We start from the raw sequence: 23,741 nt of genomic DNA on the forward strand, positions 1-23,741 counted from the left end.
TCACGAAGCCGGTGCAAAAGCTCAGGCGCAAGGCCCCGGGGCGTCAGTCCCCGCAGTGCCGGCCTATCCAGCCGGCAATGGCCGCCGCGCTGCGGAAGTCGTCGCAGGAGCGGGCCGGAATGTCCGGATGGCGCTGGTTCCACAGGCGTGCCAGTGCCTGGCCGGGGCCGATTTCCAGAACGCACCGCACTTGGCGTGCGGCAATGCTGTCCATGCAGTCGTCCCAGTGCACCGTGCCCGCTATCTGCTCGGACAGGGCTGCACGGGCGCCTGCGGCGTCACGCACCCGCCGGGCCGTGTTGCTGAACAGCGCCACGGCGGGCGCGTGCACGGCCACCTGGCCCAGGTCCTGTGCGAAGGCCTGGGCGGCCTGGCGCATCCACGGGGTGTGGGAAGCCACCTGCACGCGCAGCCGGGTGGCATGCGCGCCCTGGCGCACTGCCAGCGCCTGCGCCTGCTCCAGCGCCGCATGGGGGGCGCCCAGGATGAGGTTCTCTGGGCCGTTGCGTATGGCCACGGCCAGCCCGGTCGTCTCCAGCAGGGCGGCCATGCGTGCGGGCGGCAGGCCGCTGACGGCCAGCAGCCCGCCGCCGGGCATCTGCTGGGCGCAGCGGTCCATGGCCGCCGCGCGGCGCGCGGCCAGGGCGACGATGTCGCAGGCATCCAGCGCGCCCGCGGCACCGAATGCGGGCAGTTCCCCCACGCTGTAGCCCGCCACGGCCGAAGGCGCGGGCAGTTGCGGGGACAGCTGCATCCACGCGGCCATGGCCAGGCCCGCCAGCAGGGGCTGGGCCACGGCGTTGGACTCGGCCCACGGCGCATCGGCCAACCTGTCGCGCCAGTGCGCAACCTGCAGCTGTTCACAGACTGCCTGTGTCCATGCATCGTCCGCCAGCCAGGGGAGCATGGCGGGATGCTGCGTACCCTGGCCTGAAAACAGCAGTGCAAAGCTCATGGCCGCTCGCAGACACGCAGCACCCAGCAGGCCGCCGCCAGGGTATCGGCCGCGCCGCCCGGCGAAAGGCGGCGCGCCACGAAATCGTCGCAAATGGCCTGCGCCCTGGACAGGCCGTCGGGATGCGCGCATCCGCCCGCCTGGAGAAAGCGCCGCGCGGCATCCTGGCCATGGCGCAGCCCCTGCATGCCCGCGCGGTGGGCCATGTTGCAGTCGTCCAGCACCGCCATGATGTGGAACAGGGCCTCCAGCCGCGCCAAGGGAGCGGGCAGCCCGCTGGCATGCGCTCTGGCCAGCGCCGGCACGGCGGTGTCGAACAGGACGGGGAAACCCAGGGCCGCCTCCTGCGATGCGCCCCGCAGGCCGTGGCGGCGCGCGGCGATGCCGCCGGGCAGGGCGGAGGTCCGCAGGCTGCGCTGCTGCAGCGCATCGCCCCAGTGGCGGCACAGGGCCTCGCGCAGCCATGCGGCGCCGGGAATGCAGGCCTGCTCGGCCAGCACCGCGCCGCCGGCCGCGCACAGCAGGCCCAGCATGAAGACAGCGCCACGGTGGGTGTTGATGTCGCCGGTGGCGGCCAGCATGCGCCGCTCCGCCTCGATGCCCAGGCGCTCCAGCACGGGAAACGATGCGCCCTGGCTGCCTGCCTGGGCCATTTTGGGGAAGTAGCTGCGCAGCGCGAACAGGCTGCGCATGAAGCTGTGGGCATCCATGTCGTCATGGCTGCCGCGGTCCACCAGGGTCACCAGGCCGGGCTTGGGTGTCAGCGACAGCTCGTCGTAGAGGGCCAGCGTGGCCGCGCGGCCGATATGCCCGGTCGATGGCAAGGCCCGGGCCGGGTGGAGAAGGGCAGGTTTCATGCAGGAACTCCAGGCGCCGCAGCCGACGCACACCATTCATGGTCTTCACGCAGTGCCACCCCGTGCAGGCCCTTGACCAGGACCGATCGCACCCTGCCTGCACGCCAGGCGGCCCATTCGCGCCAGGCCACGGCCCAGCCGCCGGGAAACACCAGCTCGGCATCCACGCGCGGGCCTTCCTGCGGCATGGCCTGCAGCAGGCTGGCCAGCCGATCGCCCTGTTCGGCGCCATCGACCGGCACCCAGAGGTCGATGTCCGAGCCGGGCCGCAGATAGGGCAGGCCCGTGATGCACTGCCACCCGTGGCTGCCGAAGACAAAGCCCGTCGCCCCGGCCGTGTGCAATCGCTGCTGCAAGGAGTCCAGCGCCTGGCGCAGGGCGCCGGACACCGCCAGGGGCGAGGCCATCAGCTCGTCCAGCGAGGGAAATTCGCGGGTGCCCATGGCCGCGCCGCGCGCCACATCGAAGCCCATGCGCCGCCGCTGCCAGCGCCCGGGCGCAGGCAGGCCCAGCGCCATCAGGCCGGCGGCGGCATGCTCGGCCGACTGCCGCGCGACCACCAGTGGCAGTGCATGGTCGCGCCAGTGCGTGAGGATCTCGCGCGCCTGCGCATCCCAGGGGCGTTCCAGCAGGTCCGCCCAGGCCTGCGGGCCCAGGTCCACCAGCTGGTGGCGGTGCAGGGTGTCCAGCATGCTGCGGCCTGCCTTCATCCAGCGGCCAGGACGCGCTGCACCACCTCGGCGGCCAGCTTGCGGCCACCGCGCTCGGCGCCGTCCAGTGCGCGCATGTCCTCGCGCGGGCTGTGGGCCAGGGCGTCGCGCAGCGCCGCCTGCAGATCGCCTTGCCACAGGCCGCGCACGCCGCCCATGGCCACGTAGTTGCCCACGCCGGGCGCGAACACCGGGTTGGACTCGGACAAGGCATTGAGCAGGGACTCGGGCAGCTTGGTGATGCGCGACATGGCGGGGATGCGCATCACGCGGATCTCGGCCTCGGGCAGGGCGTAGCAGGCATCGGCGATCAGGCCCGAGGTGATGAAGCCGCCCGACAGCGCCTGGTCATAGACCAGGCCGATGACGCGGTGGCCCCGGCGCCGTGCCAGGTCGATGCAGGTGCCCAGGTGGGCCATGGCACGGTTGATGCCCAGCAGCTCGTCATGGCGGCGCAACTGCTGGCCCTGCGTGTCGATCAGCAGCACGATGGGGCGGCCAGGGTGCGCGCCGACCGTCTCCAGCACCACGCGGGCTTGGGCCAGGGCCAGCCGCACGCCGATGGGCGCGTGGCCCGTGGTGCCGACGATGGTGAGGGGCTGGCCATCGAACACGGCGTGGCCTTCGAGGAAATCGCCGTTGGCGTGAATCTGGTGGCCCGGGCCGAACAGGTGCTCGGCAAGTGTGTTCCATTGCATGGCAGCTACTCCTGTGAAATGCCCGTGGCGGGCGTCGTGCGCAAGGCCCGCACGGCGGCGGCGTCCAGGTCGGGCACGCGCCAGGCGTCGGGCACGCCCAGGGCCTGCCACAGGCGCATGGCCTCGTCCTGCGGGCCGATGGCGCTGTCCGCCTTGAGGGCATCCAGGGTGTCCAGCCGCGCGCGCAGCAGCGCATGCTCCTGCAGCAGCCCTTCAAGACTCACCGGACGGGAGTGGTCCAGCGCGGCGATGGCGGCGGCGCGGAAGGCCTCGACATCGTCGGCCACCAGCGCATCGCAGTCGCCGCACAGCCAGCGGTGCTTGCCGCCCGTGGTGCGCCAGACCAGGGCGCGGTCGCGCGCATCGAATTCATCGACGCCGTGCGAGGCCTCGATCACCTCCGGTCCCGACATGGCCAGGCGGCCGATGTCGCTCATCACCACCTGGTCGGCGCAGCGCGCCACGATGCCCATGCCGCCGAAGCAGCCGTTGGCCCCGCCGATGAGGACCACCACAGGGATGCCCGAGGCGCGCACGTCCAGCAGGGCGCGCATGACCTCCGACACCGCGATCAGCCCGGCATTGGCCTCATGCAGCCGAACGCCGCCCGACTCGGCCAGCAGCAGCACGGCCGCGGGCCGCTCCAGCAGGGCGCGGCGCAGCAGGCCCACGAGCTTGGCGCCATGCACCTCGCCCACGCCCCCTCCCATGAATTCGCCCTCCTGCGCGGCCACGAACACCGTGCGCCCGCCCAGCAGGCCCCGGCCGATGGCCACGCCGTCGTCAAAGGCGCTGGGCACGCCCAGCTGTGCCAGATGGGGGCTGGTCAGACGCTCGGAGGGCGGCAGCCATTCATGGAAGCTGCCGGCATCCAGCAGCTTCGCCAGGCGCTCGCGCGCCGTGCATTCCGCGTAGCTGATCATGACTGGCCTCCCTGCAGTTCGGCCAGGGCCTGGTCCAGCCGCAGGCTGACCACGGCCGGCGTGGCCCCCATGTCGTTGATGGACACGCGCACGCCGCCCACGGGGTGGCGCTCGCGGAAATCCTCCACCACGGCTTGCCAGATGGCGCCGAAGCCGTGTGCCGAGGTCTGCACCTGCACTTCGCAGCCATCGCCGCCCGTGCTCTCCAGCATCACCTCCAGGTTGCCCGAGCCGACCACGCCGACCAGGACGGGGGCAAAGGCGCCGGCCGGCCGGCCGCCTGCGAAGCAATAGCTCAGGGACTCCAGCCCTGCGGGTATCTCGCTCATATCGTCTCTCCTACCAGTTCCTGAATCGGCGGGGAGGCTGGTACAGCCCGCCCGAGGCCTGGGCCAGATCGCGCATGCTGCGCGCGGCCAGCAGATTGCGCGTGGCCTGGCGCGGGTCGATGCCCAGGTCCTGCGGACGGCGGATCACCCCGCGGTCGCGCAGGTTCTCCACCATGCGACGGTCGCGCGCCAGGCCCACGGCCGTGTAGCCGGCCACGCCGCGGATGGCCTGCTCGCGCTCTTCGTCGCAGCGGCACAGCAGCAGGTTGGCAATGCCTTCCTCCGTCAGGATGTGGGTCACGTCCTCGCCGTAGATCATGATGGGCGGCAGGTCCATGCCGGCCTGCTCCTGTAGCGTCCAGGCATCGAGCCGCTCCACGAAGGCGGGCTGCATGTGCTCGCGGAAGGTCTCCACCATCTGCACCACCAGCTTTTGCCCGCGCGGCGTGCCTGCCGCGCCGCTGCGGCCCGCCCGCGCCTCGCGCCCGGCCTTGAGCCAGGCGGCGCTGGCATGGCGCCGTCCGCGCGCGTCCGCGCCCATGTTGGGGGCGCCGCCGAAGCCGGCAATGCGCCCCAGCGTCGCGGTGGAGCTGTTGCCGTCCAGGTCGATCTGCAGCGTCGAGCCGATGAACAGGTCGCAGGCATAGTGGCCCGCCGCCTGGCAGAAGGCGCGGTTGCTGCGCAGGCTGCCGTCGGCGCCGGTGAAGAACACGTCCGAGCGTGCCCGGATGTAGTCCTCCATGCCCAACTCGGAGCCGAACGAATGGATGGACTCCACCCAGCCGGCCTCGATGGCCGGTATCAGCGCCGGATGCGGGTTCAGCGCCCAGTGCCGCGCAATGCGGCCCTTCAGCCCCAGCGATTCGCCATAGGTCGGCAGCAGCAGCTCGATGGCCGCCGTGTCGAAGCCGATGCCATGGTTTAGGCGCTGGACCTCGTACTCGGCGTAGATGCCCTTGATGGCCATCATGGCCATCAGCACCTGGATTTCGCTGATCTGGGCCGGGTCGCGCGTGAACAGCGGCTCGATGACGTTGGGCCGGGGCGCCTGCACGACGAAATGCACCCAGTCCGAGGGAATGTCCACGCGCGGCAGCGCCGTGGTGGTGCCATCCACCATCTCGTTGACCTGGGCGATGACGATGCCGCCCGAAAAGGCCGTGGCCTCGACGATGGCCGGCGTGTCCTCGGTGTTGGGGCCGGTGTACAGGTTGCCCTGGGCATCGGCCGCGTGGGCCGCGACCAGGGCCACCTTGGGCGTCAGGTCCACGAAGTAGCGCGCGAACAGCTCCAGGTAGGTGTGGATAGCCCCGATCTCCAGCTGCCGGGCCGAGACCAGCTTGGCCAGCCGCGCCCCTTGCGGGCCGGAGAAGCTGAAGTCCAGCCGCCGCGCGATGCCGTTCTCAAACACATCCAGGTGCTCCGGCAGCGCCAGCACCGACTGCACCATGTGCAGGTCGTGCACCTGCTGCGGATCGAGCTGGACCAGGGCGCGGGCCAGGAAGTCGGCCTGCTTCTGGTTGTTGCCTTCGAGGCAGACGCGGTCGCCGGGCGCCAGCACGGCGTGCAGCAGCTCGGTGATGGCGCCGGCATCGACGCGCTTGCCGGCCAGGCGCGGCCCGAGGGCTGCCTGGGCGCGCGCCAGCCTGGCGGCGCGCTCCCCGGCTTTGAGGTTCCAGGAGGGGTCAGTCATGGGATATCAGGGGTTGGCGTGACATGGAGGGGGCAGGTGGCGGGCGTCCCGGTCGAAGTGCCTGGCTAGAGGACCACGAACAGCAGCCACACGAGCAGCGGCGCCACCAGGGTGACAAGGCCGCCGTAGACCATCAGCTGGCGGAAGAAGCGGTCGCGGTCCACGCCCTTGGCATTGGCCAGGACGAGGGCGCCGTTGGTCGAGAAGGGGCTGACATCCACGATGGTCGAGGACACGGCCATGGCCGCGATGAAGCCGACGGCGCTCACATCGGAGCCGCCCTGCAGGAAGGGCACGGCCAGCGGAATCAGCGAGCCCAGCACCGCCGTCGAGGAGGCGAAGGCCGACACCACGGCGCCCACGAAGCACAGCAGCAAGGCCGCCACCAGGGGCGAGGTCAGCTGCGCCACGCTGTGGCCTACGAAGTCGATGGTGCCCATCTTGTCCATCACGCCCACATAGGTGCTGACACCCACGATGAGCATGATCTCGGGCCAGGACACCTGGCCCAGCGCGCGCTTTTGCAGGTTGGGCGCCATCAGCGTCAGCACCAGGCCGATGGTGATGGAGACGAAGCCGATGTCCTGCTTGAAGAACAGGGTGAGGACCGCGAGCGCCAGCAGGCCGACCACGGTGGCCACCTGGTAGCTGCGCGATTGCGGGGCGGCGTCCTGTTCAGGGGCGGCGCGCATCAGCGAGTCGCTGGAGCGTGCAGCCGTGTTGCGCTCCTCGGACAGGGCCTCGCCTTCGGCGTCGCCATACACCTGGGCGCCGCCCTGGGCATGCGAGACGCGCGGCGTGGCGGGCACGCTGCCATCGGCATCGGCCTTCATGCGCATCAGCCGGGCGCCGCCCATCAGGAAGAACAGCAGCACGGCCACGGCCAGGTTGACCCCCATGCTGGCCAGCATGGTCGCCATCTCGTTGAGCGGCAGGCCCGCCTTGGCCACGATCTTGTTGGTGATGCCGCCGTAGATGCTGATGGGCGAGAAGCCGCCGCCCTGCGCGCCATGGATCACCAGCAGACCCATCATCAGCGGATTGATGCCGTACTTGGCAGCAAAGCCCAGGGCAATGGGCGCGATGATGGCCACGGCCGCAGGGCTGACGGCGCCCACTGCCGTCAGCAGGGCCGCAATGAAGAACATGATCCACGGTATGGCGGCAATGCGCCCGCGCACGGCGCGCACCGCCATGCGGACCAGCCAGTCGATGGTTCCGTTGTTCTGCGCCAGCGCGAACAGGTAGGTGATGCCCGCCAGCGTCAGAAACAGGTCGGCGGGAAAACCGCCAATGATGGCCTTGGTCCCCATGCCGGCCACCAGGGTGCCGACCAGGAAGGCCCCGACAAAGGCCAGCAGGCCCATGTTGATGGGCAGTGCCGTCGCCAGGACGAACATGCCTATCAACGCGCCAATCGATATCCAATGGGAATTCATGCGATGTCTCCGGTTTTTTATGCGCCTGCAATACGTGTGCATGCTGGTATGCACGGTACGCGGCGGCCCGGAGCGCATCAATAAAGCGCGAGCGCCAACAATTACGCAGAGAGAAACAATGAAGGGTTAACCCGGCGAAGCGGGGCTGTCGCCCCCGGCATGCCGGGTCAGCCGAGCTGGCCGTCCGCGAGGCGGCACACGCTGAGCAGGGCCAGCAGGTTGGGGTCGCGTTCGCGGGAGCGCAAAAAGGTCAGCACGATGGTCTGGCGCATCAGATACCTGGCCTGCAGCGGTATCAGCTGCACCTTCTGCGGCATCACGCCGCGCACCCGCCCGGGCAGCAGCGTGTAGCCGACGCCGCCGCTGACCAGGTTCATCAGCGAGAAGATGTCATCCGTCTTCATCACCACGTTGGGCGTGAAGCCGGCCACCCGGAAGGACTCGATGAAGCCGCCATAGGTCGCAAAGCCTTCGCCCAGGCTCACGAAGTTCTCGCGCGCCATGGCGCCCAGATCGACCTCGGCCAGATGCGCATAGGGCGAGCCCACGGGCGCGGCAAAGAAAATGTCGTCCTCGAACAGCAGCTGCGTCTGCATGTCGGCGGCGTTGTCCGGCATGGCCATCAGCGCCGCGTCCAGCGTTCCGTTGCGCAGCCGCTCCAGCAGGCCGGCGTTCGAGCCCAGCACCAGTTCGGTCTGCAGATCGGGGCGGCGCAGCTTCAGCGCCATCACCAGCGCCGGCACGGTGCGGTTGGTCAGGGAGTACAGCGAGCCGATGCGGATGCGGTCCGCCGAGTAGCCTGCCACCTCGCGCGTGGCGCGTATGCCCTCGGACATGGTGGCCAGCACTTCCCTGGCGACATCGGCCAGTGTCTGCGCTGCCTCGGTGGGCTTGAGGTTGCGCCCCTCGTGCCGGAACAGGGCGCAGCGCATGCCGGCCTCCAGCGCGTGCAGTGCGCGGTGCACGCTGACCGAGCTGGTCTCCAGCCGTTCCGCCGTCTTGGCGAGATTGCCTGTCTCCAGGAAGGCGAGCAGCACCTCGAGTCTGCGGAAGGTTATTTCGTCATCGATTCTCAGGCTCATGGCAACGTCACGCTCTCATCGTGGGGGACGGGCGGATTGTGGCGTTGATCGCGTTGCGTGCACAGACTCCGGTCTGTCCGGGGGCCGGGGCCCCGGGCGGCTCACGATGCGGATTGGCTGCGCTGGATGCTGCGGATGTCGAAGGCGCCGCCGGTCTGGGCCTGGTCGCTGGTGGTGACGGCCCGCTTGCCGAGCAGGGGGAAGACCAGCTCGGCAAAGCGGATGGATTCCTCCAGGTGCGGGTAGCCCGAGAGCACGAAGCTGTCCGCGCCCAGCGCAGCGTACTCGCGCAGGCGCTCGGCCACGGTGGCCGCATCGCCGACCAGGGCCGTGCCCGCGCCGCCGCGCACCAGGCCCACGCCGGCCCAGAGGTTGGGCGCCACCTCCAGCCGGTCGCGCCGCCCGCCGTGCAGCGCGGCCATGCGCGACTGGCCCACGGAGTCCATGCGCGCATAGCCGGCCTGGGCGCGGGCGATGTCCTCGTCGGTGAGCTTGCTGATCAGGCGCTCGGCATCGGCCCAGGCCTCCTCGTTGGTCTCGCGCACGATGACGTGCAGCCGCACGCCCAGGCGGACCTGGCGGCCCTGCTGCGCGGCGCGGCGGCGGATGTCGGCGAACTTTTCGGCCACGGCGGCGGGGGGCTCGCCCCAGGTGAGGTAGGCGTCCACCTGGCGCGCGGCCAGGTCGTGGGCGGCGTCCGAGGAGCCGCCGAAGTACAGCGGCGGATGCGGCTTTTGCACCGGGGGAAAGAAGTTGCGGCCCTGCTTGACCTTGAAGTATTTGCCGTCGAAATCCACGGCCTCGCCGGCCAGCAGGCGGCGCCAGATGGTCAGGAATTCATCGGCATAGGCATAGCGTTCGTCATGGGCCAGGAAGATGCCGTCGGCCTCCAGCTCGGTGGCATCGCCCCCGGGCACCACGTTGAGCAGCAGGCGCCCGCCCAGGGCCTGGTCCAGCGTGGCGGCCTGGCGTGCGCTGGACACGGGCGCGCCCAGCGAGGTGCGCAGGGCCACCAGCAGCTTGATGCGCTGCGTGACGGGCACCAGGCTGGAGGCGACCACCCAGGGGTCCAGGCAGGAACTGCCGGTGGGGATCAGCAGGCCGTCGTAGCCCAGCTCCTCGGCCGTGACGGCGATCTGGCGCATGTAGGCGTTGGTGGGCGCGCGGCCGAAGTCGGAGGTGCCGAGGTAGCGCGTGTCGCCCGAGGTGGGCAGGAACCAGAAGATGTCTGGCGATGCGTGGGGGTCTTGACTCATGGGATCTCCGGGGACGATGGAAAAGACGGTGGCGCGGCCTCGCCCGGCACCTGGCCCAGGCGCTGCAGCCGCGCGCGCACCACGCTGCGGCTGATGCCCAGCTGGCGCGCGGTCTGCACCTGATTGCCGCGGTTGCGCTGCCAGGCCTTGAGCAGCAGGGCGCCCAGCACGTGCTGCTCCAGGCCTTCGGCATGCACGTCGCACAGGCTGTCCAGCGCTTCGCCCAGGGCCAGTTCGGCGGCGGCGGCCTGGGCGCCGTGTTCGGCCTCGCGTGTGGGGACGGGATCGGGCTCGCCCTGGCTGCTGGCGATGTGCAGGTCGCCCGCGCCGATGTGCATGCCCTGGGTCAGCAGCAGGCTGCGGTGGATGACGTTCTCCAGCTCGCGGCTGTTGCCGGGCCAGTCGTGCTCCAGCAACTTGCGCTGCGCGTCCTGGCTCAGTGCCATGGGCGCGTAGCGCATGCGCTGGCAGTAGCTTGCGATGAAGTGGCGCGCCAGCGGCAGGATGTCGGCCGGGCGCTGGCGCAGCGGCAGCACGGTGAGGGTGACGACATCGAGCAGGTAGTACAGGTCTTCGCGAAAGCGCCGCGCCGCCACCTTGGTGTGCAGCGGCGCGCTGCTGGCCGCGAGCACGCGCACGTTGGCCGGCGTGCGCTGGCTGGCGCCGATGCGGGTGACCGCCTTGTCCTGCAGCACGCGCACCAGCTTGCTCTGGATGTGCAGGGGCAGGTCGTCGATCTCGTCCAGCAGCAGGGTGCCGCCGTGGGCGTCCTCGAAGCGGCCGGGCAGGTTGCCGAAGGCACCCGTCAGCGCACCGCTTTCGTGGCCGAAGAGCTCGGCGTTGATCAGGGCCTCGGACAGCGCGCCGCAGTTGACGGCGACAAAGGGGCCGTGGCGGCGCGGGCTCAGGCGGTGGATGTGGCGGGCCACCATTTCCTTGTCGGCGCCGCTGTCGCCCAGGATGAGGACGCCGGCCTCGCTGGCGGCCACCTGTCCCATGGTCTTGAGCAGGGCCTGCGAGGCCGGGTCTTGCAGTATCCACGGCGCGGGCGCGGCGCCGTCATCGTGCGCGGCAGAGGCTGCGGGCGCAGGCACGGTTGCAGGTACGGGCGCAGGTGTTGCCGAGGACTTGCCGGGCGGCCAGGTGGGCAGACGGGTGTTCATGGCGCGGCGTCACGAATAGAAGCTGGGCTGCGGATGGGTTCCGTTGAGCACCCAGTCGCCCAGCTCCTGCAGCTTGTAGTGCAGCGGGTCGTGCAGCGTCTGCGTGCGCAGGTTGCGCCAGAAGCGGTCAAAGCGCAGCGCCGCGTGCGTGGCGCGCGCGCCCGTGGCCTCGAAGATGCGGCTGGACAGGTCCAGCCCCGAGCGCGTGGTGGCAATCTTGGCGGCCGTCACGGCCACGGCGACTTCGCCGCGCTCGTGGGCGGTCAGTGCCGGGCCACGGCGCCAGGCGGCGTCAAAGCGCTGCGCGGCCTGCAGGGTCAGCAGGCGCGCGCCTTCCAGCGCGGCCCACAGCTCGCCATACAGCGCCTGGATGTGGGGGTCTGCGCCGGCCGCATCGGCCGGGGACTTGAACCAGGGCCGCGCCTCGTTCAGCGTGTAGCCGCGCGCCTGCTCCAGCGCGCCCTGGGCAATGCCCAGGAACAGATGGGCCAGGATGAGCTGGGCCAGCAGCGGGCGCAGCGCGGCATGCGGCGTGGACAGCGGGCCGGGGTCCAGCAGCAGCTCGGCCGCCTCCACGCGCACGCGCTCGAACAGGGCCGAGCCGCTGTCGGTCTGGCGCTGGCCCATGTTGTCCCAGTCGCGCAGCAAGGTGATGCCCGTGCGCTCCGTGGGCACCACGCCGATCAGCAACTGGCCGCTGTCGGCATCGATGGCCGAGGCCACCAGCATCTGCGAGTCCAGCGCGCCCGAGGTGAAGCTTTTCTTGCCCGAGAACTCCCAGTGGCCGGGCTGGCGCGTGGCCGTGGTGCGGCGGTCCAGAGGGTTCAGCGTATTGCCCCAGAACCAGCGGTGGCGCGCCGTCTGCAGCAGCCAGGGCCGCCACTGGGCGGGCTGGCCGAACAGCTGCACGGTGGCCAGGTGCAGGTGCTGGAAGCCGTAGACATGGGCCAGCGAGCCGTCTGCCGTGGCCAGAATGCGCACCGTCTCCAGCGTCTGCACCCAGTCCGCGCCCAGGCCGCCCAGCTCGCGCGGAATGCTCAGTGCCAGCAGGCCGCTGGCGCGCAGCGCATCGCGCTCGGCCTTGGGCGTGCCGCCTGCGGCATCGCGCCGGGCTGCCGTGGCGGCAAGGCGCTGCGCCAGATCCTGCGCAGTGGCTATCGGGTCCGCAGGGACGGCCTCTGCCTGGCTCACGCGGGCTGCCCGGCCAGGGCCAGGTCGGCGGCTTCGGGAACGGGCCGCTGTGCCTCGGCTTCGGCCTGGGCCTGGGCCTGCACCAGCTGCTGCAGCGCACCGCGCAGCACCGGGGCCGACAGCTGCACGGTCAGCTCGATGCGCTGGCGCAGCGATTCGCTGTGGACCTGGCCGTCCTGGATGTCCTCGGGCGTGGAGTACACGCCAATGGGCAGGGTGAGGGCCGAGAAAAAGCCGAACAGCGGGCGCAGCTGGTGGTCCAGGATGAGGGCGTGGCGCGGGCTGCCGCCGGTGGCGGCCAGCAGCACGGGCGTGCCCTGCAGCGCGTCCAGGTCGATGAGGTCGAACAGGTGCTTGAGCAGGCCCGGCAGGCTGGCGCGGAAGACCGGGGCGCCGACGATGAGGAAGTCGGCCTGCTCGATGGCTTCGATGGCCTGCAGCGTGGCCGGCGGCAGGTCGTTCTTGGACAGGGCCGCGCCCAGGTGGGGCTGCAGGTCCAGCAGGTCGATGACCTGTGCCTGCAGCGGCAGCTCCTGGCCCAGGCGGGCATGCAGGGCGTCCAGCAGGACACGGGTGCGGGAGGGGCGGCTCAGGCTGCCATTGACGATGACAGTCTTCAGCGATCGGCTCATGGAAACTCCTTGGCGTGGGTTCCAGGAGGCAGCGCGGCATGCGGTTTGCGAAGACTGCCAGCCCGGACGAGGTGGGATGGATGCCTTCATTACAGGGCCGAACGCCGGTATGGCGAAAGAAACTTAACGCATTTGCTTATCGGTTTGGGTGCCTTGGCAAGTGCTTGTTTCTGAAAGGAATTTTGTGGCGCATGGCATGTGCTAATGCGTTCTGGCGATATGCGCACGGCCGCTGCGCCCGTCCCTGCGCAGCGCGGCCGCGCAAGGGCCTTCAGCCCGCCACGCCCGTCACGCCCACGTGCCAGTAGTAGATGGGGTCGGCGCCGTTGAGCAGGATGTCGCCCGCCGAGCGGGCCTTGTACAGCACGGGGTTGTGCGAGGCCAGGGTGCGCGCATTGCGCCAGTGGCGGTCCAGTGCCAGGTCTTCGGACAGGGCGCTGGAGCCGCCCACCTCGAACAGCCGCGCGGCCGCCTGCAGCACGGGATCGACCACGGCCACCTGGGCCTGGGCCGTGCGCAGCTCCAGAGCATGCAGTTGCTGCAGCGGCACCTCGCGCCCGGCCTCGCGCTCGCGCGCGATGCGGCCCAGCTCGGCGGCCACGTCGGCCACGGCAAGTCCTGCGATGTAGGCCGTGCCGGCCAGCTGGCCGACGATGTGCTGCACCAGCGGATCGTCCTTGGGCAGGGTGGCGCTGCCGTGGCTGAACACGCGGCGGCGCGCCTGCACATAGGCGATGGCATCGCGCTGCAAGGCCCGGGCAATGCCGGCCAGGGTGGCCAGGTGGGCCAGCTGGAAATAGGCCACCAGGGGCGTGGGCTGGGCGCGCGGGAAGCGGATCACGGCGTCGTCGGGCACGCGCACCTGGCTGAGCACGGTGGTGCCCGAGCCGGTCAGGCGCTGGCCAAAGCCGCGCCAGTCATCGAAGCGCTGCACGCCGGCCTCCGAGGTGGGCACGACGGCGTGCACGGTCTGGTCTTCCTTGCCCGGCTCCACCGCGCGCGCCACCACGGTCACCCAGTCGGCATACAGCGTGCCCGTGCTGTAGAACTTGCGCCCGTCCAGCCGCCACCAGCCGGGCTGCGCATCGGGCACCAGGGTGGTCTGCAGCGTGCCCAGGGTGCCCGTGCCTACCTCGGTGGTGGCATTGCCGAACACGGCGCCGCGCGCGGCCAGCGGCAGCCAGCGGGCCTGGGTGGCGGCATCGCGGTCGATGAGCACGCGGTCCAGAAAGCCGAAGTGCGGGCGCAGGATCTGGGCGACGTTGGAGTCGGCCTCGGCCAGCTCGGTCCACAGCGCGAACAGCTGCTCCACGCTGGCGCCGGCCCCGCCAAGGCGGCGCGGCACGCGCAGCGCGGTGAAGCCGATGTCACGCAGCCAGGCGATGGGTTCATGGGCCAGGCTACGCGTGCGTTCGCGCTCGGCCGCACCTTGGGCGATGCGGTCGAACACGGGGCGAAAGCGCGCCTGCAGGGATGGCAGCGAGGGCGCGTCGGGATCGGCCGGGCCGTCTGTGGTTGGGCCGGGCGCCGCGTAGGCCGCAGGCTCGGTGGCGCAGGGGAGGGTGGTGGTCATGGCTTTGCAAATTCAAAGGCCCGCCAACCCGGCCTGCCTGCAAGGCAGGGCCGGGCCACGGGCCGGTGGGGGAGGGTGGCTAAGGACTTCAACGCCGCCAGCGCGCGGCGGCGTGGCTGGCGGGCAGGCGGTCGCCCTGGCCGAACAGGCGCTGGCGCAGCGTGGCGTCCTCGCCGTAGCTGGTGCGGTAGCGGCCCCGGTTCTGCAGCTCGGGCACGACCAGGCGGGCGAAGTCTTCCCAGGTCTCGGGCGCGACGATGCGGGTCAGGTTGAAACCGTCGATTTCGCCCACGTCGATCCAGCGCTCCAGCTCGTCGGCCACCTGGGACGGGTCGCCCACGATGGTGGCGTAGCGGCTGCCCAGCGTGAACTGCTCCAGCAGCTTGCGCCGCGTGGTCCAGCCCTGCTTCTGGGCGGCCTGGGCCGCCGACTGGATGGCGTTGGTGTTGCCGAAGGAGATGGGGTCGTCCAGCCCGTACTGCGCAAAGTCCACGCCGGTGCTGGCGGCAAAGTGGGCCAGCCCGCTTTCCGCGCTGGCATGGGCCAGGTAGTCGGCGTATTTCTCGCGGGCCTCGGCCTCGGTGCGTCCGGGCACCACGGCCACGCCGGCGTAGATCTTGATGTCCTCGGGGCGCCGGCCCGCGTCCACGGCGGCTTGGCGCAGCTGGCGCGAGGCCTCGCGCGCGGCCTCGGGCGTGCGCGCGCCGATGAAGATGCCCTCGGCATGCCGGCCCGCAAAGCGCAGCCCGCGCGGCGAGGTGCCGGCCTGGAACAGCACGGGCGTGCGCTGCGGCGAAGGCGCGCTCATGTGGATGGCGTTGGCGCGGTAGAACGGCCCCTCGTGCACCACCGGGTGCACCTTGCCGGGCAGGGCGTGGATGCGCCGCGCCTTGTCGGCGATCACGGCACCCTCTTCCCAGCTGCCTTCCCAGAGCTTGTAGGAAAGCTCCAGGAAGTCGTCGGCGCGGTCGTAGCGGCTGTCGTGCTCGGCCAGGCCGTCCTGGCCCAGGCCGCGCGCGCCGCTGTCCACATAGCCGGTGACGATGTTCCAGCCGATGCGGCCGTTGGTCAGCTGGTCCAGCGTGGTCACGTCGCGCGCGAAGGTATAAGGCTGGTGCGCGCCCACGGTGGCCGTGAGGCCGAAACCGATGTGCCGCGTCACCGCCGCCATGGCCGAGACCAGCAGCCAGGGGTTGTTGACGGGCAGCTGTATGCCTTCGCGCAGGGTCAGGTCCACGCCGCCCTGGTAGACGTCGTAGTAGCCGACCACGTCGGCGATGAAGATGCCGTCGAACAGGCCTTCCTCCAGCACCCTGGCGATGTGGGTCCAGTAGGCCAGCGTGCCGTACTCGGTGGAGCGGTCGCGCGGATGGGTCCACAGGCCGTGGTGTATGTGGCCCACGCAGTTCATGTTGAAGGCGTTGACGTGGATGTGGCGCTTGGCTTGCGTCATGGGGCGGGTCCTGCAGTCCGTTGCGTCAGTTCTTCAACCAGGCCAGGCGGTAGAGCTTCTGGTCGTTCAGGTAGAAGGCGTGGATGGCCTTGCGCACCACGTCGGAGTTTTTGTAGATGTCCAGGAAGCGGGCGATGCGCGGGTCGGCCGCGCGGTCGCTGCGGGCCACGAACTGGATGGCCCAGGAGTCGTCCTCGTAGCTGGTGTAGGCCAGGCCCTTGCTGGCATCGAAGGCCTTGGAGGCGATGATGAAATACGGAAAGCCCTGGGCCAGGTCCACGTCGGGCGTGGTGCGCGCCAGCTGCGGGCCCTCGATCTCCACGAACTGCAGCTTCCTGGGATTGGAGACGATGTCCGCCTGGGTGCCCAGCAGTCCGGTGTCGGGGCGCAGCGTGATCAGGCCCGCGTGCTGCAGCAGGCGCAGGCCGCGGCCCACGTTGACGGGGTCGCTGGCAATGGCCACCTTGGCGCCCGTGGGCAAGTCGGCCAGGGATTTGTGGCGCGTGGAGTACAGGCCCAGATAGGACAGGATGCCCGCCTGCACGCTGGTGAACTTGAAGCCCTTGCTGCGCGCTGCATTGGCCAGGTAGTTGCTGTTCTGGTAGTAGTTGAGGTCGATGTCGCCCGCGTCCAGCGCCACGTTGGGCGTGGCCCAGTCGGTGAATTCCACCACCTGCACGTCCAGGCCCTGCTTCTTGGCCTCCTTGGCGGCGGCTTCCACCGAGTCCGCGAAGATGCCCGGCACCACGCCGATCTTCAGGGGCGCGGCCAGGGCGCTGCCCGCGAGCAGGGCAGCGCCCAGGAAGGCGGCCAGCCGGGGCCAGAGGGTGGGGGAGGTCGTTGTCATCATTGCATTCCTGTGTCGTTGATAAAGGTCAGAGCGCGCCATGGCGCGGCGGGCGTATGCCGTTGAGCACGTAGTTGCCCACGGCGTGGTATTTCCAGCGCACGGGGTCGTGCAGGGTGTGGGTGCGCGCGTTGCGCCAGAAGCGGTCCAGGCCCTGTCCCGCCAGGGTGGAGGCCGTGCCCGCCAGCTCGAACAGCTTGCTGCCGGCCAGCAGGCTGGCGCTGGTGCTCAGCGCCTTGGCCTGGGCCACGGCCACCGAGGCGGCGGCCACGCTGTCATCCGTGGGCGCGCGCTGGGCGGCGTCCACGGCCAGGGCCGCGCGGGCCACCAGGGCATCGGCGGCGCGCAGGCGCACGTGGACATTGCCCAGTTGCTGTAGCAGCAGCGGGTCCTGCGTGGCGCTGGCCACGCCCGCGTCCACCCAGGGCCGCGCATGCTCGCGGATGAAGGGCAGGGCGGCCTGCAGCGCGCCGTGGCCAATGCCCGCGTCCAGGGCGGCATGGATGATCTGGGCGAAGGGGCCGATGGTGGTGGGCCGCTCGAAGGAACTGGTGAAGGGCACCACCCATTCGGGCTCCACGCGCACGCGGTCGAACTGCACGGAGCCACTGCCCGTCACGCGCTGGCCGAAGCCATCCCAGTCGTCGGTGACGGTGACGCCGGCCGCATCGCGCGGGATGAAGACCAGATACATGCGCTCGCCTTGCCCCGGCGCCTCTTCCTGCGCGCTGACCAGGGTGGGAATCCAGTGCGCGAACAGGGCGCCCGTGCAATAGAACTTGCGCCCCTGCACGAACCAGCTGCCGCTCTCGCGCAGCAGCCGGGTGCGGCGCTGGAAGTCGCGGTGGCCGATCTCGGCCAGCGCATTGCCCAGGCGTTCGCCGCGCAGCACACGGTCATAGAAGAAGGCCTTTTGCGCGGGCGATCCGCCCACGCGCAGCACTTCCAGCGAGTAGTAGTGGTTCTGCGGAATGTGGCCGAAGTTGCCATCGGCCGCCGCAATCAGGGCAATGGCCCGCGTCAGCGTGGCCGTGGACACGCCCGCGCCGCCGTACTCCCGGGGAATGGTGATGCCCCACAGGCCGCTCTGGCTGAACTGCTCCACCTCCTGCCAGGGCAGCAGGCGGTCGCGGTCGCGCGCCAGGGCGCCGGGGGCGATGAGGGCGGCAAAACTGCGGGCCGCTTCCAGCGCCTCGGCCTCGCTGCCGATGATGTGGGCGGGCCGGGCCGGAGGCGCTGCGGGAGCGGGCTGGCTGCCCGGTGTGGAGACCAGGGCCTGCAGCTCTTGGGTCGATGTCTGTGTCATGGCGGTCAGTTCCACTGGTGGCGGCGCGGCAGGGTGCCGTTGAGCAGGTAGTTGCCCAGCAGGTGGTATTTCCAGCGCACGGGGTCGTGCAGCGTGTGCACGCGCGCGTTGCGCCAGTGGCGGTCCAGGCGGTGGGCAGCGCGGCTGGCCGAGGAGCCGGCCAGCGCGAACAGGTGCTCGCCGGCCTGCAGCGCGGCCTCGGTGGTGAGGATCTTGGCCTCGGCCACGGCCACCGAGGCCTGGGCGCTGGCCTGCTCGTCCACCGCGCCACCCGCCGCTGCAGCAAGTGCATCCAGCGTGCGCGCGGCCTCCAGCAGCACGGCATGGGCTGCGTCCACCTCGATCTGCAACTGGCCGACCTCGTGGATGAGGTGGGGATCGTCGCTGGCGCGCGCCACACCCGAGTCCATCCAGGGCCGGCTCTTGTCGCGCACGAAGTCCACCGCGTCGCGCAGCGCGCCCTGGGCAATGCCCGCGTCGATGGAGGCCTGGATCAGCTGCGACACCGGGCCGGACAGCGAGGGCGTGGCCTCGAACTGCCAGGCAGGCACCACGTCCTCGGGCTGTACCTGCACCTGGTCCAGCTGCACGCTGCCGCTGGCCGTGGTGCGCTGGCCGAAGGAGTCCCAGTCGTCGAACACGGTCACGCCCGGCGCATCGCGCCGCACCCAGACCTGCACGATGCGGCCTTCCTCGTCCTGGGCACGGAAGGGCACCCAGTGCGCGAAGGCCGAGCCCGTGGAGTAAAAGCGCGTGCCGCTGACGCGCAGGCCGCCTGCCGCATCGCGCGACAGGCGCGCCGTGGCCTCTAGCACATGGGCCGCGCGCCCCTTGCGTTCCGGCCCGGCATTGCCCAGGCGGTGGCCGGCCAGCACGTCGGCAAACCAGCGGCGCTTCTGGGGCTCGCTGCCCATGTCCCGCAGGTTCTGCAGCACGGCGAAATGGTTCTGCGGAATCTGGCCCAGCGAAGGGTCGGCCGCGCACAGCGTGACGAAGACCTGGGCCAGCGTCTCGTAGGAAGCGCCCAGGCCGCCGTAGGCGCGGGGCACGGTGATGGCGCCCAGCCCGCTGGCCGTGTGGCGCTCGATTTCCTGCCAGGGCAGGCGCCGCTCATGGTCGCGGGCGGCTGCGTCCACGCGCCATTCATCGGCCAGGGCCTGGGCGGCCTGCAGGGCCTCGGCCTCGCTGGTGATGCGGTGCGGAGGGGAGGGCGGCAGGGGCAGGCGCCGCAGCGCCCCGCCCGGGGTGTGGTGTGTGTTGCCGGGCAAGGCTGCGCCCAGGGCATCCGGTGTAGTCATTCCGTGCCTCGTTGCTGAGTCGGTGGGGAGAGGGCCGCCAGGCGGCGGCCCCGGAGGGAAAGGCTTGGTGCCTGTTTTCAGCGTCAGCGGCTGCGCAGCCGGCGCACGTAGCGGTCGCCCAGCACCTGGACCACGGTGACCAGCGCGATCAGCACGGCAATCACCAGCAGCATCACCTGGGTGTCGAAGCGCTGGTAGCCGTAGCGGATGGCCAGGTCGCCCAGGCCGCCCGCGCCCACGGCGCCGGCCATGGCCGAGGAACTGATCAGCGCCACCAGGGTGATGGTGAAGCCGCCCACGATGCCGGGCAGGGCCTCGGGCAGGTAGACGTGGCGCACGATGTCCCACTTGCGGCAGCCCATGGCCTGGGCGGCTTCGATGAGGCCGGGATCGACCTCGCGCAGGCTGACCTCGACGATGCGCGCAAAGAACGGCGTGGCGCTGATGGCCAGCGGCACGATGGCCGCCCACACGCCGATGGTGGTGCCCGTCACCAGCCGCGTGAACGGGATCAGCGCCACCAGCAGCACGATGAAGGGCGTGGCACGGAAGCCGTTGATCACGCTGCCCAGCGCACGGTGCGTGCGCGGCGAGGCCAGGAAGCCGCCGGGCGCGGTGACGATGAGCAGCACCGCCAGCGGAATGCCCGCCGCCAGCGCGATGCCGCCCGAGACGCCGACCATCATCAGCGTGTCGGCCAGCGCGTTGCCGTAGCGCTCAATGGGAATGGACAGATTCAGCGACATATCCGAGATCCTTGATGTCATGCGCAATGGCCGCCGGGCCCTGCGTCAGTGTGTGCCAGTCATGCGTGGCTGTGCCGCCGCCCAGCGCGATCAGCAGCTGCCCCTGGGCATGGCCCTGGATGCGGTCCACGCCGCCATGCAGCAGGCGAACCCGGCCGCCCAGGGCCTGGGCGATGCGCGGGAAGTCGGGCTCCAGCCCGTCCTCGCCGCGGTAGGTCAGCTGCAGGATGCGTTCGTGGCGGCCTGCGGGCGCGGTGCTCAGCAGGCGCTGGCGCAGGTCGTCGGGCAGGCCGTGCTGCAGCGGTGCCAGCAGGGCGCGCGTGGCCGGGTGCTGCGGGTTGCCGAAGACCTTCCAGACCTCGCCCAGCTCGGCGATGCGGCCCTGCTCCAGCACCAGCACGCGGTCGGCGATCTCGCGGATCACGCTCATCTCGTGCGTGATCAGGACGATGGTGATGCCCAGCTTGCGGTTGATGGTGCGCAGCAGCTCCAGGATGGACTGCGTGGTCTCGGGGTCCAGGGCCGAGGTGGCCTCGTCGCACAGCAGGATCTCGGGGTCGGTGGCCAGGGCGCGGGCAATGCCCACGCGCTGCTTTTGCCCGCCCGACAGCCGGCTCGGATAGGTGCCAGCCTTCTCCTGCAGGCCCACCAGGGCCAGCAGCTCATTCACCCGTGCATCGATGCGTGCGCGCGGCAGGCCCGCCACCTGCAGGGGCAGGGCCACGTTGTCATGCACCGTCTTGGCCGACAGCAGGTTGAAGTGCTGGAAGATCATGCCGATGCGCCGGCGCAGCTGCACCAGTTGCGATTCGTCCAGCGTGCCGATGTCCACGCCGTCGACCCGCACCTGGCCGCTGCTGGGCTGCTCCAGCCGGTTGATGGTGCGCAGCAGGCTGGACTTGCCCGCGCCGCTGCGCCCGATGATGCCGAAGATGCTGCCCGGCGCGATCTCCAGGCTGATCGCGTCCAGCGCCTGTACGGGCCCGGCCGAAGACTGGTAGGTCTTGGCCACGCCGCTGAAGGCCACGGCGCCGGGTCCACGGATGGATTCCCGCGTGGTGCCGGCCGCTGCCGATGAGCGCCTGCCCGCGTCATGGGCCGGCCTGTCCGCCTCGTGGGCCGGCCTGTCCGCCAGGGGCTGCCTGGCTGCAATGCTGGTTGACATGGCTGAAGTCCTCCCCGTGCCGCTCAGGGCTTGACCCAGGCCAGGTTGTACAGGCGCTTGTCGTTGGAAAAGGCGCGCTGGGCCTCGGCCTTCACCGCATCGGAGTTCTGGTAGATGCGGATGAACTTCTGCACCACGGGGTCCTGCGTGCGGTTGGCCTTGACCACGAACTGGATGGAAAAGCGCGCGTCCTCGATGCCCGAATACGCAAGCCCGCTGGAAGGATCGAAGGCCTTGGCCGCCACGATGAAGTGCGGGTAGCCCTGGGCGATGTCCACGTCGCCCGTGATGCGCACCAGTTGCGGCCCCTCGACCTCGACGAAGCTGAGCTTCTTGGGGTTCTCGACGATGTCGTCCAGGCTGCCCAGGTAGCCCACGCCGGGCTTGAGCTTGATCAGCCCCACCTTCTGCAGCAAGAGCAGGCCGCGCCCCTGGTTCACGGGGTCGTTGGCAATGCCCACCTTGCCGCCCTGCGGCACCTGGGCGATGGCCTTGTGCTTGAGCGAGTACAGGCCCACGTTGGCCAGGATGCCCGTGCCCGCGCTGGCCAGCTTGTAGCCGTTCTTCTGGATGGCGTTGTCCAGGAAGGGCTGGTGCTGGAAGTAGTTGATGTCCAGGTCGCCCGAGTCCACGGCCACGTTGGGCGTGGTCCAGTCGGTGAACTCCACCACCTGCACATCGATGCCCTGGGCCTTGGCCTCCCTGGCGGCCACGGCCACCGAGTCGGCGTAGGCGCCGGGCACCACGCCGATGCGCAGCTTGTCGGCAGCGTGGGCGGAGAACAGGGCCAGGGCGGCCAGCGGGGCGATCAGGGCACGGGAAAGCTTCATCGGGATCTCCGGAAAAAAAGGTTCGAAAAAGGCAGGAAGGGGCCGCGTCACGGCTTGCGCCACGGCAGGCTGTACAGCCTGTCGTTGGCGGCGAATGACTTGTGGATCTGCGCCTGCACGGCGCCCGAGGTCTGGTAGATGCGCACGAACTGCGCAATGCGCGGGTCCCGGGCGTTGTCCTGGCGCGAGACGAAGCGGATGGCGTAGTACAGGTCGTCAATGCCCGAATACAGCAGCGCATTGCCGGCCACCTGCGGCCGCCCGGCGTTGACGAAGTGGGCCGGGTAGCCCTGGGCCAGGTCCACATCGTCCAGCGCGCGCACCAGCTGCGGCCCTTCGATCTCGACAAAGCGCAGCCTGCGCGGGTTGGACACGATGTCGTCCAGCCCCGCACGCGGGCCCTTGCCTTCGCGCAGCTGGATCAGGCCGGCCTTCTCCAGCAGCAGCAGGCCGCGCCCCTGGTTGACGGGGTCGTTGGCCACGCCCACGCGCGCACCCTCCTTCAGATCGGCGAAGCGCTGGGTCTTGAGCGAGTACAGGCCGATGTTGGGCAGCAGGCCCGTGGCCACGCTGGTGAAGGCATAGCCGCGCTCGCGGATGGCGTTGTCCAGGAAGGCCTGGTGCTGGAAGTAGTTGAGGTCGATGTCGCCTGCCGCCAGCGCCGTGTTGGGCGTGGTCCAGTCGGTGAACTCGATGACCTGCACGTCCAGCCCCTGGGCGCGCGCCTCCTTGGCGGCGACCTCCACGGAGTCGGCCAGCGAGCCGGGCGTGACGCCTATCTTCAGCGCGGCGGCCGCCGCAAGGCCGGGCAGCGCCAGCGTGGCGGCGAGCGACCAGAGCAATGTGTTTCTGCGCGTGGGCAAGGCGTGGTTCCTCCAGCTCGGCCAGGCCCGGCGCCGGCGCCCACATGGCGCCTGCCGGCATGGCCTCTGAAGGCATTGCAACACCCGGCCCCGGCGCGCACCACGACGGAATTCACATTTCCTTATAGCGAGCCATGCGCGGCGCAAGGCATTGATCGCAAAGGAAATTTTGCACAGGCAAGATTGAGCTTATGTCCGCGCGAAATATGGCACCGCGCCGGCTGCGCAGGCTTGCGGCAGCCAGGGCGGCCTGCCGCGCTCCCAGGCTCAAGCGCCCTGCTGCGCCTTCATCCTCGTCCAGGCCTTGAAGAGGATGGACTGCAGGCTGGCACGCTCGCCGTCGTCCAGGTAGTCGACCAGCGATTCGCACATGCGCCAGAAGGCCGGCAGCGCGCGGGCCAGCACCTCGCGGCCCTGGTCGGTGAGCGCCAGGTCGAAGCTGCGGCGGTCTTCCTGGCTGAGGCTGCGCGCCAGCAGCGAGCGCTTTTCCAGCCAGTCCAGCAGGCCCGTCACCGACGAGCGCGTCACGCCGACGTAGCTGGCGATATAGGACGGTGTGACCACCGTGTCGCCCAGCAGCCCGCGCTCGGCCAGGCCGAAGATCATGAGCACGTCGAGCTTGCTCTCGGACAGGCCGAACGCCTGCAGCGATGCGTTGGCGCGCTGCTCCACATCGTCGGCCAGCCACAGCAGCAGCAGGCCCAGGCCGGCGGCCGGCGTGTCGGTGCCGGG

23 protein-coding genes are annotated in these 23,741 nt (G+C 70.4%); all 23 read right to left on the reverse strand.

Features of this window, described 5'->3' with window-relative positions:
* Positions 1-43 precede the first annotated feature (43 nt).
* Complete coding sequence (locus tag INR38_RS11745) at positions 44-955, reverse strand: acyltransferase domain-containing protein (RefSeq protein WP_207443592.1); 912 nt, start codon at positions 953-955, stop codon at positions 44-46.
* The gene (locus INR38_RS11750; protein WP_207443591.1) at positions 952-1,812 is read right to left on the reverse strand and encodes a triphosphoribosyl-dephospho-CoA synthase; all 861 of its coding nucleotides are present in this window, start codon (positions 1,810-1,812) and stop codon (positions 952-954) included. Before INR38_RS11750 ends, INR38_RS11745 begins: the two co-directional genes overlap by 4 nt.
* Positions 1,809-2,504, reverse strand: coding sequence for a malonate decarboxylase holo-[acyl-carrier-protein] synthase (mdcG, locus tag INR38_RS11755; RefSeq protein ID WP_242699043.1), 696 nt, complete (start codon positions 2,502-2,504; stop codon positions 1,809-1,811). The genes INR38_RS11750 and mdcG overlap by 4 nt, the downstream gene beginning before the upstream one ends.
* Before the next feature lie 14 nt (positions 2,505-2,518).
* Positions 2,519-3,220: a biotin-independent malonate decarboxylase subunit gamma gene (locus tag INR38_RS11760; protein ID WP_097203377.1), complete on the reverse strand. Its 702-nt coding sequence runs from the start codon at positions 3,218-3,220 to the stop codon at positions 2,519-2,521.
* 5 nt (positions 3,221-3,225) lie between these two features.
* Positions 3,226-4,143, reverse strand: a complete 918-nt coding sequence (locus INR38_RS11765) for a biotin-independent malonate decarboxylase subunit beta (protein WP_207443589.1) — start codon at positions 4,141-4,143, stop codon at positions 3,226-3,228.
* Positions 4,140-4,472, reverse strand: coding sequence for a malonate decarboxylase acyl carrier protein (mdcC, locus tag INR38_RS11770; RefSeq protein ID WP_207443588.1), 333 nt, complete (start codon positions 4,470-4,472; stop codon positions 4,140-4,142). The genes INR38_RS11765 and mdcC overlap by 4 nt, the downstream gene beginning before the upstream one ends.
* Before the next feature lie 10 nt (positions 4,473-4,482).
* Entirely contained in the window at positions 4,483-6,165 is a 1,683-nt protein-coding gene (gene mdcA, locus INR38_RS11775) for a malonate decarboxylase subunit alpha (protein WP_207443587.1), read from the reverse strand.
* 65 nt (positions 6,166-6,230) lie between these two features.
* The gene (locus INR38_RS11780; RefSeq protein ID WP_012203696.1) at positions 6,231-7,604 is read right to left on the reverse strand and encodes an SLC13 family permease; all 1,374 of its coding nucleotides are present in this window, start codon (positions 7,602-7,604) and stop codon (positions 6,231-6,233) included.
* A gap of 167 nt (positions 7,605-7,771) precedes the next feature.
* Positions 7,772-8,686 carry a LysR family transcriptional regulator gene (locus INR38_RS11785; protein WP_012203697.1) on the reverse strand — a complete coding sequence of 305 codons (915 nt, stop codon included), beginning with the start codon at positions 8,684-8,686 and terminating at the stop codon, positions 7,772-7,774.
* Between the two features lie 101 nt (positions 8,687-8,787).
* The gene (gene ssuD, locus INR38_RS11790; protein WP_012203698.1) at positions 8,788-9,942 is read right to left on the reverse strand and encodes an FMNH2-dependent alkanesulfonate monooxygenase; all 1,155 of its coding nucleotides are present in this window, start codon (positions 9,940-9,942) and stop codon (positions 8,788-8,790) included.
* Entirely contained in the window at positions 9,939-11,105 is a 1,167-nt protein-coding gene (locus tag INR38_RS11795; RefSeq protein WP_207443586.1) for a sigma-54 dependent transcriptional regulator, read from the reverse strand. The genes ssuD and INR38_RS11795 overlap by 4 nt, the downstream gene beginning before the upstream one ends.
* 9 nt (positions 11,106-11,114) lie before the next feature.
* Positions 11,115-12,296: an acyl-CoA dehydrogenase family protein gene (locus INR38_RS11800; RefSeq protein WP_012203700.1), complete on the reverse strand. Its 1,182-nt coding sequence runs from the start codon at positions 12,294-12,296 to the stop codon at positions 11,115-11,117.
* Entirely contained in the window at positions 12,293-12,928 is a 636-nt protein-coding gene (gene msuE, locus INR38_RS11805; protein WP_088166226.1) for an FMN reductase, read from the reverse strand. Before msuE ends, INR38_RS11800 begins: the two co-directional genes overlap by 4 nt.
* Positions 12,929-13,199: 271 nt before the next feature.
* Positions 13,200-14,501, reverse strand: coding sequence for an acyl-CoA dehydrogenase family protein (locus tag INR38_RS11810; protein ID WP_207443585.1), 1,302 nt, complete (start codon positions 14,499-14,501; stop codon positions 13,200-13,202).
* 88 nt (positions 14,502-14,589) lie between these two features.
* On the reverse strand, positions 14,590-15,954 hold the full coding sequence (locus tag INR38_RS11815; RefSeq protein ID WP_013803957.1) for an LLM class flavin-dependent oxidoreductase: 1,365 nt from the start codon (positions 15,952-15,954) through the stop codon (positions 14,590-14,592).
* Positions 15,955-15,979: 25 nt separating this feature from the next.
* Complete coding sequence (locus tag INR38_RS11820; protein ID WP_207443584.1) at positions 15,980-16,804, reverse strand: MetQ/NlpA family ABC transporter substrate-binding protein; 825 nt, start codon at positions 16,802-16,804, stop codon at positions 15,980-15,982.
* Positions 16,805-16,829: 25 nt separating this feature from the next.
* A complete protein-coding gene (locus INR38_RS11825; protein WP_207443583.1) occupies positions 16,830-18,107 on the reverse strand; it encodes an SfnB family sulfur acquisition oxidoreductase in 1,278 nt (425 codons plus the stop codon).
* 5 nt (positions 18,108-18,112) lie between these two features.
* A complete protein-coding gene (locus tag INR38_RS11830; protein WP_207443582.1) occupies positions 18,113-19,405 on the reverse strand; it encodes an SfnB family sulfur acquisition oxidoreductase in 1,293 nt (430 codons plus the stop codon).
* Positions 19,406-19,488: 83 nt separating this feature from the next.
* A complete protein-coding gene (locus INR38_RS11835; RefSeq protein WP_012203707.1) occupies positions 19,489-20,151 on the reverse strand; it encodes a methionine ABC transporter permease in 663 nt (220 codons plus the stop codon).
* Positions 20,123-21,316, reverse strand: a complete 1,194-nt coding sequence (locus INR38_RS11840) for an ATP-binding cassette domain-containing protein (RefSeq protein ID WP_207443581.1) — start codon at positions 21,314-21,316, stop codon at positions 20,123-20,125. The genes INR38_RS11835 and INR38_RS11840 overlap by 29 nt, the downstream gene beginning before the upstream one ends.
* A gap of 23 nt (positions 21,317-21,339) precedes the next feature.
* Positions 21,340-22,146, reverse strand: coding sequence for a MetQ/NlpA family ABC transporter substrate-binding protein (locus INR38_RS11845; protein ID WP_016449092.1), 807 nt, complete (start codon positions 22,144-22,146; stop codon positions 21,340-21,342).
* 47 nt (positions 22,147-22,193) lie between these two features.
* Positions 22,194-23,009: a MetQ/NlpA family ABC transporter substrate-binding protein gene (locus INR38_RS11850; protein ID WP_016449091.1), complete on the reverse strand. Its 816-nt coding sequence runs from the start codon at positions 23,007-23,009 to the stop codon at positions 22,194-22,196.
* A 267-nt stretch (positions 23,010-23,276) separates the two neighbouring features.
* On the reverse strand, positions 23,277-23,741 hold a 465-nt coding region (locus tag INR38_RS11855), incomplete at its 5' end, for a MarR family transcriptional regulator (protein WP_207475954.1).

It is taken from the genome of Delftia sp. SD018, from assembly GCF_017355445.1.
GTDB classification, from domain to species: domain Bacteria; phylum Pseudomonadota; class Gammaproteobacteria; order Burkholderiales; family Burkholderiaceae_C; genus Comamonas; species Comamonas acidovorans.